We start from the raw sequence: 18,839 nt of genomic DNA, 5'->3' as shown, positions 1-18,839 counted from the left end.
GCCCCCGCACCCCGAACTCGCCGGGATGCGGGGGCATTTGGGGCAAGCGTGGCCGCGTTACTGCCGGGCGCCGCCCCTGCGTCGTACGAACACGAGGGCCACGGCCATGGCCAGGACGAGCACCGCCGCGATCGCGACCCACGCCCCCGCGGACAGGCCGCCGTCGTCCTCCGTCTCGCTGTCGGCCGCCTGCGGGGTCGGCGAGGTGCTGGACTCCTCGGCGGTCGGCGTCGCCGACGCGCTCGCGGACGCACTGGGGGAGGGGGCGACCGGTGTCGCCCCCGGCGCGGCCGCCTTCAGCTTCAGCACCGGGGCCGGGTTGCCCTCGCCGTGGCCGTGCCCGTCGTCGTCGCCGGACTCGCCCAGCTCGATCCAGCGGTCGACCTTGCCGTCGCCGTACGTCTGGAGGGTCTTGAACGCCAGCTCCTTCGCGTCGGGCAACTGCCGTACGACGACGGAGTACTCGGCGTCGGCGCCCACCTTCAGCGCGGCGCCCTTCACGGTGTAGCCGTCGTCCGTCGTGGTGAACTTCCAGCCCTCGGGCCCCTTTCCGTACGTCACGTCGGACGGGGCGATGCCCTTGGGCAGGACCACCCGGATCTGCGTGATCCCGGCGGTGGCGGACTCCGACTCGGCGGTGAAGGCGAGTTCGGCGTTCTCGGCGAGGGCCTGCGCGTCGTCCGACTCGACCTCGACATGGGCGGCGGCCGGAACGGCGGTGAACAGCACGGCGGTTGCCGCGGCGGCGGCCGCGACGGCCAGCCGGCGGGTGATGCGGGACATGGGTGTCTCCAGGCATGGGGGATGGCCGGGGCCGCCGCACGGCGAAGCCGAACGCGCGCCCCGATCAGGTCAGTTGACGAGAACTGCCCGACCCGATGGCGGCCCCCGCCGCACCACCGCGTGCGCGAGGACGGTCCCCGTGAGCGTCGCCCGCGCGCGCTCGGCCCGTACCGGAACCGGCACATCGAGCGGCCCGGCCACCCGTGGCCGGGTGAACAGCGCCCGGGCGGCGGCGACCTGGGCCCGCACCGAGCCCAGCGCCGCGCCCACCCCGCGGACCAGCGTCCAGCAGGCGGCGTCCGCGCGATGCAGCAGCACCGCGACGAGCACGGCGACCAGCGCGTGGGCGACGGTCATCGCGACGGAGTCGTGCAGCCGCTCATGACCCGTCGCGGGGCCGGCGTGGTGCATGTGGCCCTGGGCTCGCGGAGGGTGCGTGGTGAACGTCAGCCACAGATGCAGCCCGGACTGTCCCGCCACGCTGAACACGACGACCGTGCCCACATGCCGTGGTCGCCGTACGCCGACCAGACCCAGCCCGAAGAGCCCGCCGGCCACGGTCGACGCCTGCGCCCACGGCACGGACTCCGCGCCGAACAGATGGTGGGCGCTCACCCCCAGCACGGCGCCGACGACGGCGAACACCGCGGCCCGCAACACGGGCAGAGGCGCTGGACGGTGGCTGACGTGCGGGTACATGACCCGCTCATCCTGTCCCACGGGGCCGCGGCGCGCAGGCGGCTTTCGGAAAGACCGGTGACGTCAGGGGCTCCGCGGATCGTCGGGGTCAGGCCGCGGCCACCGCGCCACGCGGTCGTGAGCGGACCCAGCCGAGCAGTACCACCGAGCAGAGGGCGGCCAGCGCGCACCATGTCGAGACGAACTCCAGCCGCCACAACGCCGAGCAGACCGCCGCACCCACGGCCACCAGCACCCCCAGCACGAACAGCCGCCGGTCACCGGAGAGCAGCAAGGAGCCCACGGTCGCCAGCAGATACCCGGCGATGAGCAGGGGAGTGTGCGACAGGCCGATCGAGTAGCCCATCGTGTGGCCGCGGATCTCGGCCGTCACCGGACCGGAGGCCAAGGCGTGGGCCAGCGCCGCCGCGGTCGCCGCGCCGGTCACCAGCGGAAGGGCCAGGCGGCGCCGGGCCCGTGGCGGAGCCGCGCACCAGACGGCCAAGGGCACTCCCGCGGCCAGTACCGGCAGCGCGATCACGGCCCACACCACCGTCGCGGCGCCGCTGCCGCCACCGGAGTTCCACACCAGCGCCTCGACGATCTGATGCGCCCCGAGCAGCAACGGCAGCCCGGCCAGCGGGAGATCACGCGGCTCACGCACCCGCGCCACACAGGCGGCACCGACGCCCGCGACCGCCGTACCGGCGACCAGGTCGGCCGTCGCACTCCAACACATCACGCCACCCAGGGGTTCACGGCATCGGCCGCCACCACGTTACGTCCGCGTGGAGCGTAGGCCGGGGCGACACGGTCACGTCGGCGGGAGGGTGGCCGGAAACCGCACGGACCCTCCTTACGGCAGGAGGCGCCTCTCCTTGGCGACCGCGACCGCGCCTGCCCGCGTGTCGACGCCGAGCTTGTCGTAGATGCGGCGGAGGTGGGTCTTCACGGTGGCCTCGCTGATGAACAGGGCGCGGGCGATGTCCCGGTTGCCGATGCCGCGGGCCAGTTGGGCGAGGATGTCGCGTTCCCGGTCGGTGAGGGCGGGGCGGGGCTTGCGCAGGTTGGCCATCACCCGGCCGGCGACCGGCGCCGACAGCGTGGTGCGGCCCTCGGCGGCGGCGTGGATCGCCGCGAACAGCTCGTCGGGGCGCTCGGCCTTGAGGAGATAGCCGGTGGCGCCCGCCTCGATGGCGCGGGTGATGTCGGCGTCGGTGTCGTACGTCGTCAGCACCAGGACGTGCGGGCGGGCGCCTGGCGCGGAGGTGAGGCGGCGGGTGGTCGCCACGCCGTCGATGCCCTCCCCCAGCTGCAGGTCCATCAGCACCACGTCCGGCGTGAGCTTCGCGGCCAGCGCCAGCGCCTCCTCACCGGTGCCGGCCTCCCCGACGACCTCGATGTCCGGGGCACTGTCGAGCAGCGCGAGCAGTCCGGCCCGTACGACGGCATGGTCGTCGCAGACCAGGATGCGCACGCGGCGGGAACGGTCGGGGGTCGTCAAGGCGTCTCCCGGCGGTCGTCAGGGGTCATCGGGGCGTCTCCAGAGGGACCGCGCGCCTCCAGAGGGACCGCGGCGGACACGACCGTGCCCTCGCCGGTCCGGGACTCCACGGTCAGGGTGCCGCCGAGGGCCCGCAGGCGGGCCCGCATCGCGGGCAGACCGTGGCCGCGCCCACCCTCGGCGGTGCCGGGCGGCGCGGCGGGGTCGAAGCCGTGGCCGTCGTCGGAGACGTCCAGGACGACCTCGTCGTCGAGCAGGGTGAGCGTGAGCGCGGCGCCGCTCGCTCCGGCATGCTCGCGGACGTTGGCCAGGGCGCCCTGGGCGATGCGCAGCAGGGCGGACTGGACGCGGTCCGGCAGCCGGGTGAGCCGCTCCTCGTCGGCGTCCACGTGGACCCGTACGGTCACCTGCCCACCGGACTCCCGGGCGGCCAACGCGCGCAGCGCCTCGTCGAGGCCGCCTCCGCGGGCGAGGTCGGCGGGTGCGAGGTCGTGCACGAAACGGCGGGCCTCGGCGAGGTTGTGCTCGGCGACGGAGGCGGCGGTGCGGACGTGGGCGCGGGCCTTGTCCGGTTCGCCGTCCCACACCCGGTCCGCCGCCTGGAGCAGCATCCGCTGGCTGGACAGGCCCTGGGCGAGTGTGTCGTGGATCTCCATCGCGAGCCGTTCCCGCTCGGCGAGGGTGCCCTCGCGGCGTTCCGAGGCGGCGAGTTCGCGGCGGGTGCGGATGAGGTCGTCGATGAGGGCGCGCTGCCGGTCGGTCTGCCGCTCCATCTGGAGGAAGACGGCGGTGGCGAGCGCGGCGACGGCGGGCGGCGCGAGCACCAGGTTCGGGTCGAAACGCCCGCCGAGCTGCACCTGCGCGGCCACGACGAACACCGTCAGCACCGCCACCAGGACGAGCGCCGCGCGCGGCGGCAGCGTGCGCAGGCCGGTGTAGAAGAGGGGCACCGCGCACCAGGCGAAGCTGGGCGCGAGCACGACCAGCACCATCCACACCACGACGACGAGCGCCAGCCACGCGGAGTGCCGGGGCCCCGGGTCGCCCGCCTTCGGCCCCACCAGATGCAGGACGACGAGCACCACGCACAGCGCGATGATCCACGGCGTGCGCGGCTCGCCGGGATGGCGCAGCAGGAAGCGGGCGAGGGCGCCGCCGAGCAGCAGGAAGAACGCGGCGTGCAGGACGAGACCGAGCCAGCGGGTGTCCACGGCGCTCGGTTCGTCGTGATGCGCGGGCATCAGGGGCTCACCCCCTTCCTGGCTGCGGGCGCTGAACTGGGCAAACACCTCCATTGTCACCGGCTCCACGGGCCCCGCGGGTCAACCGATCGGACGACCCCCGTGTCATCCGTCCCGCGCTCCCGAGCGAGCCGGAACGCCGACCGGCCGGGCCCGGTTCCGGGCCGAGGGTGGAGAGCAGGAAACGGGGCGGCGACCGAGCCGCCCGCCCACCGAAGGAGTCGACGACCCATGAACGCCGTGCAGCCCCAGCGCAAGAAGGTCTCCCGCCGCGCCCGTGTCGCCCTCGGCGGTGCCGTGCTCGGCGCCGTCGCCCTGGCGGGCTTCGGCGCGGTCTCCGCCAACGCCTCCGCACCGGCCGCGGCGCCCGCCGCTGCCGCCGTGGCCTCCGCCCCGGCCAGGGCCACCACCACGTCCACCCACCTGACGATCGACGCCGCCACCCGAGCCGCCCGGGCCGCGCTCGACGCCGCCGAGAAGGAGAACCAGCGGGTCACGGTCGCCGTCGTCGACCGCAACGGCAACACCGTCGTCACGCTGCGCGGCGACGGCGCCGGCCCGCAGTCGTACGAGTCGGCCGAGCGCAAGGCGTACACCGCCGTCTCCTGGAACGCCCCGACCTCCGAGCTCGCCGAGCGCCTGAAGCAGGCCCCGAACCTGAAGGACATCCCCGGCACCCTGTTCCTGGCCGGAGGCGTCCCCGTCACCGCCCAGAACGCACCGATCGCGGGCATCGGCGTCGCGGGCGCCCCGTCCGGCGCCCTGGACGAGAAGTACGCGCAGGCGGGCGCGGAGGCGGTCACGGGCCGCTGACGGCTCAGCGCCGCGGCATTCCCCCGTGCGGGCTGCTGACCACCAGCGGCAGGGAACCCTCCGCCAGGTAGGGATGGTCGGGGAAATGATCGACGTGGAGGTGCCCGCCGTCCTCCGCGTCGGCCATGGCCCGCAGGTTGGCCGCGAAGAGGGTACGGGCGTCACTGTCGCCGTCGATGAGGAGGACTCGCCGGGCGGGGTCGAGGCCGATGCGGATCCCGGGTCCCGGGGCGTCCCTCACCTCGACGCCCGCCAGGGCAGCGCCGTCCGTCCCTGCCGTGGTCCACAGCAGTCCCGCGCCCTCGGCCACCGCCCGCGCCAGACGGTGCAGTTCGGCGGCCGGGGCGGTGAGGTCCACCTCGCCGGTCGCGGGGTCGTGAAGAACCTTCGGTGACTTCGGTGACTTGGGTGACATCGCTCCGGTACTCCTCCGGTGGTCGCCGCACGCCGCGGCCGATCGTCCAAGGGCCGTGGGCTTTTGTCCATGGACCGCTCCGCCGCGGCGGGTGAGGGTGGATCATGAGCCGATTCAGGGATGGAACACGGACGTTCGACGGCACATCCAACCAGCGCCCACGGCGTACCGGCGAACGGGAGCGGCTGCCGCCGGGACTGATCGCGCTGGCTCTCGGCGGGTTCGGGATCGGGCTGACCGAGTTCCTGATCGCGGGACTGCTGCCGCGGGTCGCGTCGAGTTTCGCGGTGTCCGAGGCGGCGGCCGGCCGGCTGATCTCCGGATACGCGCTCAGTGTCGCGGTCGGTGCGATCGCCCTCACGGCGGCGACGGCACGGCTGCCCCGCAAGCAGGTGCTGGTCGGCCTGGTGGCGTTGTTCGTCATCGGCAACCTGCTGTGCGCCGTCGCGCCGAACTATCCGGTGATGATGCTCGGCCGGATCGTCGCCGCCCTGTGCCACGGCTCGTTCTTCGGCATCGGTTCGCTGGTCGCCCGCGGCCTGGTCGCGCCCGAGCGGAAGGCCCGTGCGGTGGCGGTCATGTTCGCCGGGCTCACCCTGGCCAACGTGCTCGGTGTGCCGTTCGGCGCGCTGGTCGGCGAACGCTGGGGCTGGCGCTCGGCGTTCTGGGCCGTCACCGCGATCGGCGTCCTGGCGCTGGCGGGGATCGCCGCCCTGGTTCCCGCGCCCGCCGAGGCGGACTCGGCCCCGCCCGCCGGCCCGCGCGCCCAACTCCGCGCCTTCCGCTCCTCGCAGGTCTGGCTCACCCTCACCGCCACCGCCCTCGGGTACGGCGGCATGTTCGGCGCGTTCAGCTACATCGCCTACACGTTCACCGAGGTCGGCGGCTTCTCCGCGACGGAAGTCGCCTGGCTGCTCATGGTGTACGGCGTCGGCCTGGTCGTCGGGAACGCGGTCGGCGGACGGGCCGCCGACCGTGACCGTGACCGCGCCCTGATCCTCGCCCTGCTCGGACTGACCGTCACCCTCACCGTGTTCGGCCTGCTGGCCGCGAGTGCCCCCGCCTCGGTCGTCCTGGTGTTCCTGATGGGGCTGACCGGCTTCGCCGCCGTCCCCGGCATGATCACCCGGGTCACCGACCACGCCCACGGGGCGGCCCTCGCCGCCAGTGCCAACGTGTCCGCCTCCAACGTCGGCAACGCCCTCGGCGCCTGGCTCGGCGGCCTGGCCCTCTCCGCGGGCCTGGGCTACCGGGCGCCGCTGTTCGTCGGTGCCGGGATCGTCGCGGTCGCCGTCGCCGTCATGGCGTTCGCGGCATGGGGAGCGCGAGCGGGCCGGGCGGCCGGGGCAGTCGGAGAAATTCCTTGACGAGAATATTCTTTGTAGTGAATACTTCAGGGCATGGAGCGGATCGCATCAGCACTGGGGGACGGAGCGCGGTGGCGCATCGTCGAACTCCTCGTCGAGCGGCCCCGGTCCGTCGGTGAACTGGCGGAGCTGACCGGGCTGCGGCAGCCACAGACCACCAAGCACCTGCAGACCCTCGCCCGGGCCGGCCTCGTGACGGTCTTCCCGCTGGGGCAACGCCGGGTCTACGCGGTCGAGACCGCGCCCCTGGCGGCCCTGGAGCGGCGGCTGCGGGAGCTGGTCGAGACGGCGGGGGCGCAGGCGGGCGAGCGGGACGTCATCGCCCGCTACCGCGCCGCCATCGAGGCGGAGACCGCGGCCGCGGACCGGGAGCGGTGGGCGGACGGGCGGACGTTCTCGTTCGAGCGCACCCTCGCCGCACCCCGGGACCTCGTCTGGCGGCACTGGACCGACGCGGCCCTGCTCGCCTCCTGGTGGGCGCCGCCGTCGATGACGGTCAGCGAGTGCCTCCTGGAGGCACGGCCCGGCGGACGAGCCGTCCTCGAGTACCGGGACGCCGAAGGGCGTTACCGCTCCGAGGGGCGGGTCCACACCGCGACGGAGGCCGAGCATCTCGTGTTCGACCTCTCGGTGCTGGACCGCTCGGGGGCGGTCTCGTTCACCGGCCACTACGACCTGAGCCTCGCCGACGTCCCGGACGGGACGCGGCTCCGGCTCGGCCTGCGCATCACCGGCACGACCGTCGAAGCGGCCCCCTACATCGCCGGGATCGGAACCGGCTGGGAGCAGGTGCTCGACAACCTCGCCGTCCACCTCACCGACCATCTCGCCGACTCCGCCGGCACAGCGCGCACCACCACCAAGGGCACCACACACGCACGGACCAAGGGATAAGGAAGCGCCATCATGAACGACTCGACCGGACGCAGGATCACCGCCAACATCAACCTCACCCTCGACGGGCGCTACAACGGCCCCGGCGGCCCCGCTGACCTCGGCGCGATCGTCCCGTACGCCGTCACGGACGTCGCCCGCAACCACCTCACCCGCATCTGGGAGAACGCCACGACCGTGGTGCTCGGCCGGCGCAACGCCGAGGGGTTCCTCGGGTTCTGGCCCTCGGTCGCCGAGGACGACAACGCCGACCCGCGCGACCGCGGCTACGCGAAGTGGCTGGTGGACACCGAGAAGGTGGTCCTGTCCACGACCCTCGCCGAGGCGCCGTGGAGCCGCGCCCGCGTGGTGAACGCCCCGACCGCGGAGGTCCTCACCGACCTCAAGGCCACCGGCGAGGGCGACATCCTCATCAACACCAGCGCGAGCGTCATCAAGGCGGCCCTCGCCGCGGACCTGGTCGACCGGCTGTATCTGATCGTCTGCCCCGAGATCGCCGGCGGCGGGGAGCGGCTGTTCGACGACGGTCTGCCGGCCTCGAAGTGGACGCTCACCCACCGGGAGACCGGCGAGTCGGGCGAGATGGCCCTGACCTACGACCGCGTCCGCTGACGCGTCCCGGCCGTACGGGACAGGTGACCGGATCGGTCCGCCCCCGGACCCGATCCGGCCTGTCCGCGGCCCCGGCCGCCGGACCAGGCTGGGGTCATGACCCGAGCCCTCATCGTCATCGATGTCCAGGAGTCCTTCCGCGCCCGCCCGCTGTGGGAGACCATCTCCGACCCGAAGATCGCCGACAAGGTGAACCGTCTCGTCCGGCTGGCCCGCGAGGCGGGGGATCTGGTGGTGTGGGTGCTGCACTCGGAGCCCGGCAGCGCCGACGTCTTCGACCCCGCCCTAGGCCACGTCCGCCTGATGGAGGAGCTGGAGCGGGCGGACGGCGAGCCGCTGATCCACAAGACCTCGCACAACGCGTTCACCACCACCAACCTCCAGCAGCTGCTGACCGAGCACGGCATCCGCGAACTCACCGTCTGCGGCATCCGCACCGAGCAGTGCGTGGAGACCACCGCGCGGGTCGCGAGCGACCTCGGCTACGGCGTCACCTTCGTCGTCGACGCGACGGCCACCAACCCCATCCCGCACCGCGACGCCCCGGCCGGCCTGAGCAATGCCGAGCTGCTGGCCGACCCCCGCACCCTGCCCGCCGATGAGGTCGTACGGCGTACCGAGTACGCCCTCGCCGGACGCTTCGCCACCATCGCCACCGTCGCCGGGCTGGAGGCCGCGGCCCGGCCTCGGGCATGATGACCGGATCGTGAGCCACGTCGTCTTCTTCCTGGTGCCCGGGGTCCATCTGCTGGACCTGGCGGGACCCGCGCAGGTCTTCTCCACCGCCGCGGACTTCGGGCACCCGTACACCCTCACCTACGTCGCCGAGCGGACCGAGGTGCCCACCGCGCAGGGGGTGCCGCTGGTGGCCGGACTCGACTGGCCCGAGCTCGGGCCCGGGGATCTCGTCGTGGTGCCCGGCTGGCAGGCGGTCACCCTCGCCGACTCGCCCGAGATCGGCGCCCCCGCCCTGCGGGCCCTGCGCGACCACCACGACCGCGGCGGCACGGTGGCCAGCGTGTGCGCCGGAGCCGAAGCGCTCGGGCGGGCCGGGCTGCTCAAGGGCCGCCGCTGCACCACGCACCACGACGTGCAGGACGAGCTGGCCCGGCGCCACCCGGGCGCGACCGTCGTCCGCGACGTCCTGTTCACCGCCGACGACCGTGTCATCACCTCGGCCGGCATCGCCAGCGGCATCGACCTCGCCCTGCACCTGGTCGCCGGCCGGCACGGACCCGCCGTCGCCGCCAAGGTCGCCCGGGACATGGTCGTCTACGCCCGCCGCAACGGCCACGACGCCCAGTCCAGCGCGATGTTCCGGCACCGGTCCCACCTCGACGACACCGTCCACCACGTCCAGGACCTGATCGACGCCCGCTTCGACCACCCGCTGCCGCTGCCCGCCCTCGCCGCCGCGGTCGGAGTGAGCGAACGCACCCTCACCCGTCTGTTCACCCGCGCCACCGGCCTGACCCCGCTGCGCTACCAGCAGACCCTCCGCCTGGAACGCGCCCAGCACCTCATCGGCCACGGCGCCACCCTCGAGGCGGCCGCCCGCTCGGTCGGCTTCGAGGACGCCCGCATGCTGCGCCGACTGCGCGCCCGGGCGGCGTAGGCACCTCCCGGACAGCACACCTAGTGCGACTCCCGGGTCACCTCCGAGCCGCTGGACCCCACCAGGAAGTCCAGGTCGGCCCCGGTGTCGGCCTGGAGGACGTGGTCGACGTAGAGCCGCTCCCAGCCGCGCCGGGGACTGGCGAAACCGGCGACGGTGGCCTTGTCCGGGGTTCTGCGGGCGAGTTCGTCGTCCGGCACGTCGACGTCGATGCGGCGCGCCTCGACGTCGAGGACGACGAAGTCCCCGGTGCGCACGAGGGCCAGCGGGCCGCCAGCCGCCGCCTCCGGCGCCACGTGGAGCACGACCGTGCCGTACGCCGTCCCGCTCATCCGGCCGTCGCAGACCCGGACCATGTCCCGTACGCCCTGCTCCAGGAGCTTCTTCGGCAGCGGCATGTTCGACACCTCGGGCATGCCCGGGTAGCCCTTGGGGCCGCAGCCGCGCAGGACGAGGACGGAGTCGGCGTCCACGTCCAGGTCGGGGTCGTCGACACGGGCGTGGAAGTCCTCGATGCTGTCGAAGACGACCGCCCGGCCCCGGTGGCGCAGCAGGTGCGGAGAGGCCGCCGCGGGTTTGATCAGCGCCCCGTGCGGGGCGAGGTTGCCGCGCAGGACGGCGATGCCGCCCTCGGCGACCAGCGGTTCGGCGCGGGGGCGGATGACCTCCGGGTCCCAGATCGGGGCGTCGTCGAGATGGTCCACCAGCGGCTCGCCGGTGACGGTCAGCGCCGCGGGGTCGAGCAGGTCGCGGACCTCGCGCAGCACCGCGAGCAGTCCTCCGGCGCGGTGGAGGTCCTCCATCAGGAAGCGGCCCGCCGGCTGGAGGTCCACGAGCACCGGCACGTGCGAGCCGATGCGGTCGAAGTCGTCGAGGCTCAACTCGACGCCCAACCGCCCGGCGACGGCCAGCAGATGGACGACCGCGTTGGTGGAGCCGCCGATCGCGGCCAGCGCCACGATCGCGTTGTGGAAGTTCGCCCGGGTCAGGAAGGTGGCCGGGCGCCGGTCGGCGGCGACCATGTCCACCGCCAGCCGCCCCGTGCGGTGCGCGGCCTGCAGCAGCCGGCTGTCGGGCGCGGGCGTCCCGGCGACGCCGGGGATCACCGTGCCCAGGGCCTCGGCCACCAGGGCCATCGTGGAGGCGGTGCCCATGGTGTTGCAGTGCCCTCGGCTGCGGATCATCGCCGACTCGGAGCGGGTGAACTCCTCCTGGGTCAGCGTCCCGGCCCGCACCTCCTCCGACAGCCGCCACACGTCCGTGCCGCAGCCCAGTGGCGTGCCGCGGAAGGTCCCGGTGAGCATCGGTCCGCCCGGCACGACGACCGCGGGCAGGTCGACCGACGCGGCGGCCATGAGCAGCGACGGGATCGTCTTGTCACAGCCGCCCAACAGCACCACCCCGTCGATGGGGTTGGCGCGCAGCATCTCCTCGGTGGCCATCGCCGCCATGTTCCGCCACAGCATGGCGGTGGGCCGCACGTTGGTCTCGCCGAGCGACACCACCGGCAGGTCCAGCGGAATACCGCCCGCCTCGTACACCCCGTCGCGGACGGACGACGCGACCTCGTCGAGATGGGCGTTGCACGGGGTCAGGTCCCAGGCGGTGTTGGCGATCGCGATCTGCGGACGTCCGCTGAACGCGTCGTCCGGGACACCGCGGCGCATCCAGGCCCGGTGGATGTAGGCGTTGCGGTCCTGCCCGGCGTACCACTGGGCGCTGCGGAGCGTCACCCGAAGCTCCTTCCAACAATCGACACACGGGTCTAATCTGTGGAACGCCATGGAGCATACGCAGACCTACGACGGCTCGACAGACCCCGACCAGGACAACTCCGGGCCGGCCGACCCGGGCCCCGGCGAGGGCCGCCTGGTCGGCTCCGACCGCGTGCTCGCCGTGCTCAGGGAACTGGCCGGCTACCCCGACGGAGTGGGCCTCGAGGAGCTGACCCGGGTGATCGGCAGCCCGAAGCCGACCGTGCACAGGGCGCTGCGCGCCCTGCGCCGCGCCGGCCTCGCCGACCAGGACGCCCGGGGCCGCTATCTGCTCGGCGACGAGTTCCTGCGCATGGCCTTCGCCCACCACGAGGCCCGCCCGGACCACGTCCGCCTCCGGCCGCTGCTCCAGACCCTCGCCGGGCGCTTCGGCGAGACCGCCCACTACGCGGTCCTCGACGGCCGCGAGGTCGTCTACCGCGCCAAGGTCGACCCACCGGCCGGCGCCGTCCGCCTCACCTCCACCGTGGGCGGCCGCAACCCCGCCCACGCCACCGGCGTCGGAAAGGTCCTGCTCGCCCACGAGTTGGACACGCTCGACGCCGTACGACAGTGGATCGGCGGCACGCCACTGGAGCGCCGCACCCCGCAAACCCTGTGCACGGCCGAGGAGTTGCACCGCGCACTGGAGGCCACCCGGCAGCGCGGCTACGCCGTCGACGACCAGGAGAACGAGACCGGCGTCAACTGCCTCGCCCTGCCCGTCTACGCCACGTCTCCGGCCGCCCCCTCCGGAGCCGTGAGCGTCAGCGCCCTCACCTACCGAACCCCCTTGCGGAGCCTGGTCGATGCCGTCGAGGAGGTCCGCGCCGCGCTCGGCCCCCTGAGCGCACCCCATCGCCCCGTCCGCACCCCCCGCACCCCCTGAACCCGCTGAATCCCTGGAGACCGAGCCGTGTACCTCATGCGCATAGGCGCGCCCGGCGCCGAGAAGCCCGTCGCCCGGATCGACGACGACACCTACGTCGATCTGTCCGACACCGTCACCGACTTCGACGAGGCGTTCTTCGGCTCGGGCAGCATCGACCGCGTCCGGCCCGTCGTCGCCGCGCGCGTGGCCGCCGGGCAGGTGTCCCGCTTCGCCGGGGAACGCGTCGGCGCGCCGATCGCCCGCCCGCACCAGATCCTGTGCATCGGCCTCAACTACCGTGACCACGCGGCCGAGAGCGGCATGGCCGTCCCCGACGAGCCGATCCTGTTCACCAAGTCGCCCAACACCCTGGTCGGCCCGAACGACGACGTCCGCATCCCGCGCGGCTCCACCAAGACCGACTGGGAGGTCGAGCTCGGCATCGTCATCGGCCGCCGGACCAGCTACCTCGACTCCGTCGACGACGCCCGGGACGCGATCGCCGGGTACGTCGTCGTCAACGACGTCAGCGAACGCGGCTTCCAGCTGGAACGCGGCGGCCAGTGGGCCAAGGGCAAGTCGGCCGAGACCTTCAACCCCGCGGGACCCTGGCTCGCCACCGCCGACGAGATCGACGACGTCCTCGCCCTCGACATGTGGCTGGACGTCAACGGAGTGCGCCGCCAGACCGGCAGCACCAAGACGATGATCTTCGACCCGTACTTCATCGTGCACTACCTCAGCCAGTTCCTGGTCCTGGAACCCGGCGACCTCATCAACACCGGCACCCCGCCCGGCGTCGGCATGGGCCTCACCCCGCCCGTCTACCTCCAGCCCGGTGATGTCATGGAACTCGGCATCAAGCACCTCGGCACCCAGCGCCAGCACGTTCTCGCCCCGCGGTGACGCGCCCGCCCATGCGCGCCTTCGTCCTCACCGCGCCGGGGGAGTACGCGGTCCAGGAGGTCCCGGCGCCGGTGCCGGGACCCGGTGAAGCCGTCGTCGACGTCGAACGCGTCGGCGTCTGCGGCACCGACGTCGAGTTCTTCACCGGCGCGATGGCCTACCTCCACCAGGGCCATGCCGCCTACCCGATGCGGCTCGGACACGAGTGGGCCGGACGCGTGGCGGCGGTCGGCGACGCTGTGGACCCCGCGTGGCTCGGCCGACGCGTCATGGGGGACACCATGCTCGGCTGCGGAACGTGCCGCCGCTGCCGACGCGGCCGGCACCATGTGTGCGACCAGCGGCAGGAGGTCGGCATCCGCGGCGACCGCCCCGGCGCCCTGGCCGAACAACTGGCCGTCCCCGCCGCTTCGTTGCACGCCCTGCCGGACACCGTCGACGCCGAACTCGGCGCCCTGGTCGAACCCGGCGGCACCGCCCTGCGCGCCGCCCGTGCCACCGCGTCCGGTGCCGGCGACCGGGTGCTGATCCTCGGTCCCGGCACGATCGGCCTGCTCACCGCCATGTTCGTGCGGGCCGCCGGGGCGGAGGTCCATCTCATGGGAGCGACGGACAGATCCCTCACGTTCGCCCGCGACCTCGGCTTCGAGCACGTCTGGCGCGCGGACTCCCTGCCCGACGGGCCTTACGACGCGGTCGTCGACGCCACCAACGCCGTCCATCTCCCCGGCCTGGCCGTCGAGTCGGTCGAGCCCGCCGGGCGTGTGGTCTACGTCGGCATCGCCGGCGAACCCAGCCGCGTCGACACCCGGACGCTGGCCCTGAAGGACGTCACCGCGGTGGGCGTACTGTCGGCATCTCCCGGTCTGGAAGCGACCGTTCGGGCGTACGCGGAGGGCAGCGTCGACCCGCGTCCCCTCGTCGCCGCGACGGTCGGCCTGGCGGAGGTCGGTGCCGTACTCGCCGGAAAGCGCCCTCCGGACACGGGCCTCGGTCCCAAGATCCTCGTCGATCCACGCCGGGACTGAGGCGGTCGGAAGCACCCCCGCGCATACGGTAGGCTTGATCTTGAGCCGGTCACCGCAACTGCGAACAACCGGCGCTGCGTTGGTGGTCCAAGGAAAGACGCCCCGCTTCCTGCGGGGAAATGCAGGTGCAAGGCCTGCCCAGCGCTCAATGATGGGGCCCGTTCCGCGTGATGCGCGGAGCGGGCCCCATGTTCATGTCCGCCTCAGGCGTCCTCCCACTCCAACTCGGTCTCGTCGACCGCGACCCGGCGGTAGCCCTCCATCGGTTCGCCCGTCTCCAGGGCGGTGGCCGTCGCGTCCAACAGGGCGGGGAGCGAGGCCCAGACGGGAGAAGGGGCGAAGGAACAGCCGGTCTCGTGATCGGCGTCGCCGATCCGCCCCCGACGTCCGTGGCGCCGCTGATCCACGACGAGATAGTCACCTGCGCCGTCGGCGGCGAAGGGAATCCACTCCGCGTGCCACCAAGGCCCGTACTCCGACTCCGGGTCGCCATCTTCGCGATCGGCAGGCTCATCACCGTAGATCCGCATGCGCCGTTGGCGGCTGTCGACGATGTTCCGCACGTCCAGCAGCATCCAGAACGGCGGCACCAGGGCTTGATGCCCCGAACCGTTGTGCCGGAGCAGGGATTGCCGGAGGCTCTCGGGGAACGGCTGTCCCACGGCCTCCTCCGCCGCCGCGACGGCGGCGGCCTCCGCTGGAGGCTCCAGGGTCGCGAACGCCCTCGGTGCGTGCCGGGCGAGCCAGGTCTCGATGCGGGCCCAGGACTCGGTGACCGATGCTGTCATGCGGCCGATCCTGTCAGTCCACCGAACCGAGCAGAAGGAGATAGGGCAGCACGACGGCCGGTAGCGTCAACAGCCATGGTTTGAGCGGGCGTTCGCGGCGCAGGGGGAGAAGAACGTCGGCGATCAGGACGAGCAGCAGCACGAACAGCCCCGTGATGACGAGGAACAGCAGGACGGGACCGCTGTGGTCGATCTGCGGGTAGGTGCAGCCGCCCAGATCGCGCCGGTCGAGATCATCGAGTCCGCAGTGCCCGTGGGCGGCGTACCAACGGGCGGACTCCCACACGGCGATCGCCGGCACGCCGATCAACAGGTTGACGAGGAGCGGCACGCAGTACCGTCCCACGGAACGCACCGTCACCCCACCACTCCCCGTGTGTACGCGCGGCCCGGCGTCGTCCGCCGCGGCCGCGACCGAGCACCTGGCCCCTGCGCCGTGGGAAAAATAATCCCATCCGCCCGGAGGACGGTGCGACAGAGCCGGCCCGGCGCGACAACCGGGGCTCACTGAAGGTCACTCAGCGCGCGCCCCATCCTGGTCACCGCCTCGCGCAGGACGGCGGGCGGTGTCGCGAAGTTGAGGCGTACGTGGCCCTCGCCGCCGGAGCCGAAGACATGCCCCGAACTGAGCGCGACGCGCGCCCGGTCGAGGAAGAACTTCGCGGGCCCGGCCAGGTCGCTGACCACGCCGGGTCCGTCGCCGCCCGCCTCGGTGTGCAGTCCCAGCCGGGTGCAGTCGAGCCATGCCAGGTAGGTGCCCTCGGGGCGGTGACATCGCACGCCGGGGAGGTGTTCGGCGGCCAGGCGGCCGAGCAGGTCCCGGTTGGCGTCGAGGCCGAGCAGCAGGTCGTCGAGCCAGTCGCCGCCCTTGCGGAAGGCCGCGGTGTGCGCGATGACGCCGAGGTGGCTGGCCCCGTGGCCGACCTCTTCGGGCAGCAGCCGGAGTTCGTCGGCGGCCTCGGGCCCGGCGAGCGCCAGGGCCGCCTTCAGACCGGCGAGGTTCCACGCCTTGGTGGCGGAGGCCAGCGCGAATGCGTTCTCGGCGCCGGACACGCTGAGGAACGGGGTGAAGACAGCGCCCGGCAGCACCAGGGGCGCGTGGATCTCGTCGGAGACGACCCGCACCCCGTGCCGGCGGGCGAGGGAGGCGACGGCCTCCAACTCCTCGCGGGTGTGGACGACACCGGTCGGGTTGTGCGGGTTGCTCAGCAGGAACACCGCACGCCGCCCGTCGCCTCGGGCCCGCACGAAGGCGTCCTCCATGGCGTCCAGATCGATCCGCAGATCGGCACTGAGACGCGCCTCGACGACGTGGCGGGCGTCGTGCGAGACGAACGCGTAGAAGGGCGGGTACACCGGCGCACACACCACGACCGAGTCGCCGGGATCGGTGAGCAGCCGCAGCACCTCGACGATGCCCAGCATCACGTCCGGCACGATCGCGGTGCGCTCCACCCGCACCCCGTCCCACTGCCACCGCTCGGCGGCGAACGCGGCGAGGGCCTCGGCGTACGCGGTCCCGTACGGATACCCGGTGTCCCCCAGCTCGATCGCCGCCCGCAGGGCCTCGACCACGGGCGGAGCGAGCGGCACGTCCATCTCCGCGACCCAGAGCGGAAGCACGTCCCGGGGGTGCGTGCGCCACTTCATGCTGGTCCGCTGCCGCAGCTGCTCCAGGGTGAGCTGCGCGAGCGGGTCCGTCCGCCGGACCTCCGCGCCGTCGGGGTCCTGATCCATGCGACCGGTCATTCTGCTCTCCCTGGGGTGGGACGGACGGGGCTGCTGTGCACCACGCACCACCGAGCCAGCCGGGCCGAGCGAAGTCAAGCATCGTCGCAGCCAGGGGCGGCGGAAGGCGGTCGGTCCGGCCCGCTAGGCTCCGGCCCATGAGTGAGGCAGACAGACGCGCCGAACGACGCGTCGTCGACGGGCGCTTCGAACTGGAGGCCCGTCTCGGTGGCGGTGGGATGGGCACGGTCTGGCGCGCCAGGGATTTGGTGCTGCACAGGCTGGTGGCGGTCAAGGAGGTCCGCCCGCCGGACCGCGACCTCGCCGAGTACGACCCCGAGGGCGCGCGGATGCTGCGCGAGCGGGTACTGCGCGAGGCCAGGGCGCTGGCCCGCATCGACCACCCGAACGTGGTGACCATCCACCACATCGTCGACGGCGGCGACGGCACGTACCCCTGGCTGGTCATGGAGCTGGTGAGCGGCGGCTCCCTGGCCGACCGCCTCGCCCAGGGCCCGATGCCACCGGCCGAGGCGGCCCGGATCGGCCGCGGCGTGCTGGCCGCGCTGACCGCCGCGCACGACGCGGGCATCCAGCACCGGGACGTGAAACCCGCCAACGTGCTGCTGCGACCGGACGGCCGCCCGGTGCTGACCGACTTCGGCATCGCGGCGATCCGTGAGTCGACCACCCTCACCGCCACCGGCTCCATCATCGGCACGGCCGACTTCATGGCCCCGGAACGCATCACCGGCCAGGAAGGCGGCGCCGCCTCCGACCTGTGGTCGCTGGCGATGATGCTGTACACCGCGGTGGAGGCCCACCACCCCCTGCGCCGAGGCACCACCCTGGCCACCCTCGCCGCGGTCCTCCACGAGGACGTGCCGCCCCCGGTGCGGGCCGGTGCCCTGGGCGAGCTCCTGATGCGGGTGCTGGTACGGGACCCGGCGGCACGCCCGTCCGCGGCCGAACTGGACCGACGACTGGCGGAGATCGAGTCGCTGCCGACGCCCCCGCGTGACGAACCGACGTCCTACCCCCTCACCCCACCGCAAGCGCCACCGCCGTCGACGGGCTTCGGACCACCCCCGGTCCTCCCCGGACCCCCGGTCCAGATATCACCCCCACCGCCCACGGCACCGATGTCGACGACGACCCGCAGACGCGGCACGGGTACGACAGTGCTGCGGGCCGTGTCGGGCGTGTCCCTCGCCGGCGCCGTGGGCCTGCTGTGGTGGCTCCTGCCCCTGGACGACAACAAGGGCGACAACCTGGGCACGGGCCCTTCGACGCCTACGTCCTCGTCCCCCTCCACATCCGCGTCGGCATCCGCGTCCACGTCATCGACGCCGAAGCCGTCCGAAGAGCCCCTCGCGACCGGCTCGATGCTGACACCGGCCAACATCCGTACCGCGATCAAGGCGTTGGAGGACGAGACGGGGCGGGACACGTACGGAGACTTCACCGTCTACGACGAGTACGTGTCGGTCAACGTGATGGTGAAGGGCAGCAAGACCAAGTACGACAGCTACACGTACCGTCCGGGGAGGGGCGTGGAGCAGGGACTCAGCAAGGGCAGCTTGATGGGCGGCTATCAACCCTTCACGCTTGACGGCGTCGCCTGGGACAAGATTCCCGGGCTTCTGAAGGAGGCGGACAAGAGGCTGAACGTCCCGGATCCGGACCTTCGATACGTGGTGGTCAAGTCGCCGAACGACCTCCTCGACACTCCGAAGGGCCTGGCCGTCTATCTCAGCGACGACTACGGGTCGGGCTACCTGGCGGCGACCCTTCAGGGCAAGGTCACCGACGTGTACCCGGCCGAGGAATGACAGGCATGCC

20 protein-coding genes are annotated in these 18,839 nt (G+C 73.0%); 10 read left to right on the top strand and 10 right to left on the bottom strand.

Annotated features, from left to right (window positions below; all coding sequences use genetic code 11):
- Positions 1–57: 57 nt before the first annotated feature.
- From ACFUO4_RS03515 to ACFUO4_RS03495, 5 genes are all read right to left on the bottom strand, one after another.
- Positions 58–783 carry a DUF1775 domain-containing protein gene (locus tag ACFUO4_RS03515; protein WP_383479498.1) on the bottom strand — a complete coding sequence of 242 codons (726 nt, stop codon included), beginning with the start codon at positions 781–783 and terminating at the stop codon, positions 58–60.
- 69 nt (positions 784–852) lie between these two features.
- Positions 853–1,482, bottom strand: a complete 630-nt coding sequence (locus tag ACFUO4_RS03510; RefSeq protein WP_383479496.1) for a hypothetical protein — start codon at positions 1,480–1,482, stop codon at positions 853–855.
- Between the two features lie 88 nt (positions 1,483–1,570).
- On the bottom strand, positions 1,571–2,200 hold the full coding sequence (locus ACFUO4_RS03505) for a DUF6629 family protein (protein WP_383479494.1): 630 nt from the start codon (positions 2,198–2,200) through the stop codon (positions 1,571–1,573).
- Between the two features lie 117 nt (positions 2,201–2,317).
- A complete protein-coding gene (locus tag ACFUO4_RS03500) occupies positions 2,318–2,965 on the bottom strand; it encodes a response regulator transcription factor (protein WP_079309995.1) in 648 nt (215 codons plus the stop codon).
- Entirely contained in the window at positions 2,962–4,206 is a 1,245-nt protein-coding gene (locus ACFUO4_RS03495) for a sensor histidine kinase (protein WP_383482259.1), read from the bottom strand. The genes ACFUO4_RS03500 and ACFUO4_RS03495 overlap by 4 nt, the downstream gene beginning before the upstream one ends.
- A gap of 231 nt (positions 4,207–4,437) precedes the next feature.
- On the opposite strand from ACFUO4_RS03495, the gene ACFUO4_RS03490 reads away from it, so the two are divergent.
- A complete protein-coding gene (locus tag ACFUO4_RS03490; protein ID WP_383479492.1) occupies positions 4,438–5,019 on the top strand; it encodes a heme-binding protein in 582 nt (193 codons plus the stop codon).
- 4 nt (positions 5,020–5,023) lie between these two features.
- On the opposite strand, the gene ACFUO4_RS03485 is transcribed toward ACFUO4_RS03490, so the two are convergent.
- Positions 5,024–5,434: a hypothetical protein gene (locus ACFUO4_RS03485; protein ID WP_383479490.1), complete on the bottom strand. Its 411-nt coding sequence runs from the start codon at positions 5,432–5,434 to the stop codon at positions 5,024–5,026.
- A gap of 185 nt (positions 5,435–5,619) precedes the next feature.
- On the opposite strand from ACFUO4_RS03485, the gene ACFUO4_RS03480 reads away from it, so the two are divergent.
- The 5 genes from ACFUO4_RS03480 to ACFUO4_RS03460 all read left to right on the top strand — a co-directional run bounded on the left by ACFUO4_RS03480 (position 5,620) and on the right by ACFUO4_RS03460 (position 9,922).
- Positions 5,620–6,801, top strand: a complete 1,182-nt coding sequence (locus tag ACFUO4_RS03480) for an MFS transporter (protein WP_383482256.1) — start codon at positions 5,620–5,622, stop codon at positions 6,799–6,801.
- Between the two features lie 33 nt (positions 6,802–6,834).
- Positions 6,835–7,695, top strand: a complete 861-nt coding sequence (locus tag ACFUO4_RS03475; RefSeq protein WP_383479488.1) for a metalloregulator ArsR/SmtB family transcription factor — start codon at positions 6,835–6,837, stop codon at positions 7,693–7,695.
- Positions 7,696–7,707: 12 nt separating this feature from the next.
- On the top strand, positions 7,708–8,307 hold the full coding sequence (locus tag ACFUO4_RS03470) for a dihydrofolate reductase family protein (RefSeq protein ID WP_383479486.1): 600 nt from the start codon (positions 7,708–7,710) through the stop codon (positions 8,305–8,307).
- A 96-nt stretch (positions 8,308–8,403) separates the two neighbouring features.
- Complete coding sequence (locus ACFUO4_RS03465) at positions 8,404–9,003, top strand: cysteine hydrolase family protein (RefSeq protein WP_383479484.1); 600 nt, start codon at positions 8,404–8,406, stop codon at positions 9,001–9,003.
- 10 nt (positions 9,004–9,013) lie between these two features.
- Complete coding sequence (locus ACFUO4_RS03460; protein WP_383479482.1) at positions 9,014–9,922, top strand: GlxA family transcriptional regulator; 909 nt, start codon at positions 9,014–9,016, stop codon at positions 9,920–9,922.
- 20 nt (positions 9,923–9,942) lie between these two features.
- Here the strand turns inward: ACFUO4_RS03460 and ACFUO4_RS03455 are convergent, their stop codons facing one another.
- Positions 9,943–11,655 (bottom strand): IlvD/Edd family dehydratase, encoded by a 1,713-nt coding sequence (locus tag ACFUO4_RS03455; RefSeq protein WP_383479480.1) that lies wholly within the window; start codon positions 11,653–11,655, stop codon positions 9,943–9,945.
- Positions 11,656–11,704: 49 nt separating this feature from the next.
- On the opposite strand from ACFUO4_RS03455, the gene ACFUO4_RS03450 reads away from it, so the two are divergent.
- From ACFUO4_RS03450 to ACFUO4_RS03440, 3 genes are read left to right on the top strand one after another with little or no spacing between them, the layout of a single operon-like run.
- Positions 11,705–12,565 (top strand): IclR family transcriptional regulator, encoded by an 861-nt coding sequence (locus tag ACFUO4_RS03450; RefSeq protein WP_383479478.1) that lies wholly within the window; start codon positions 11,705–11,707, stop codon positions 12,563–12,565.
- Between the two features lie 27 nt (positions 12,566–12,592).
- Positions 12,593–13,453, top strand: a complete 861-nt coding sequence (locus ACFUO4_RS03445; RefSeq protein ID WP_383479476.1) for a fumarylacetoacetate hydrolase family protein — start codon at positions 12,593–12,595, stop codon at positions 13,451–13,453.
- A gap of 11 nt (positions 13,454–13,464) precedes the next feature.
- Positions 13,465–14,481, top strand: a complete 1,017-nt coding sequence (locus ACFUO4_RS03440) for a zinc-binding dehydrogenase (RefSeq protein WP_383479474.1) — start codon at positions 13,465–13,467, stop codon at positions 14,479–14,481.
- Between the two features lie 203 nt (positions 14,482–14,684).
- On the opposite strand, the gene ACFUO4_RS03435 is transcribed toward ACFUO4_RS03440, so the two are convergent.
- From ACFUO4_RS03435 to ACFUO4_RS03425, 3 genes are all read right to left on the bottom strand, one after another.
- Positions 14,685–15,269 carry an SMI1/KNR4 family protein gene (locus ACFUO4_RS03435; protein ID WP_383479472.1) on the bottom strand — a complete coding sequence of 195 codons (585 nt, stop codon included), beginning with the start codon at positions 15,267–15,269 and terminating at the stop codon, positions 14,685–14,687.
- Between the two features lie 13 nt (positions 15,270–15,282).
- Positions 15,283–15,630, bottom strand: a complete 348-nt coding sequence (locus ACFUO4_RS03430) for a hypothetical protein (protein ID WP_383479470.1) — start codon at positions 15,628–15,630, stop codon at positions 15,283–15,285.
- Between the two features lie 143 nt (positions 15,631–15,773).
- Entirely contained in the window at positions 15,774–17,018 is a 1,245-nt protein-coding gene (locus tag ACFUO4_RS03425; protein ID WP_383479468.1) for a MalY/PatB family protein, read from the bottom strand.
- A 137-nt stretch (positions 17,019–17,155) separates the two neighbouring features.
- Between ACFUO4_RS03425 and ACFUO4_RS03420 the strand changes: the two genes are divergently transcribed.
- Complete coding sequence (locus ACFUO4_RS03420; RefSeq protein WP_383479466.1) at positions 17,156–18,829, top strand: serine/threonine-protein kinase; 1,674 nt, start codon at positions 17,156–17,158, stop codon at positions 18,827–18,829.
- Positions 18,830–18,839: the final 10 nt, after the last annotated feature.

This window comes from Streptomyces sp. NPDC057280 (assembly GCF_042668605.1).
GTDB lineage: Bacteria > Actinomycetota > Actinomycetes > Streptomycetales > Streptomycetaceae > Streptomyces.
This window is presented reverse-complemented; position numbering and strand designations above follow the sequence as displayed.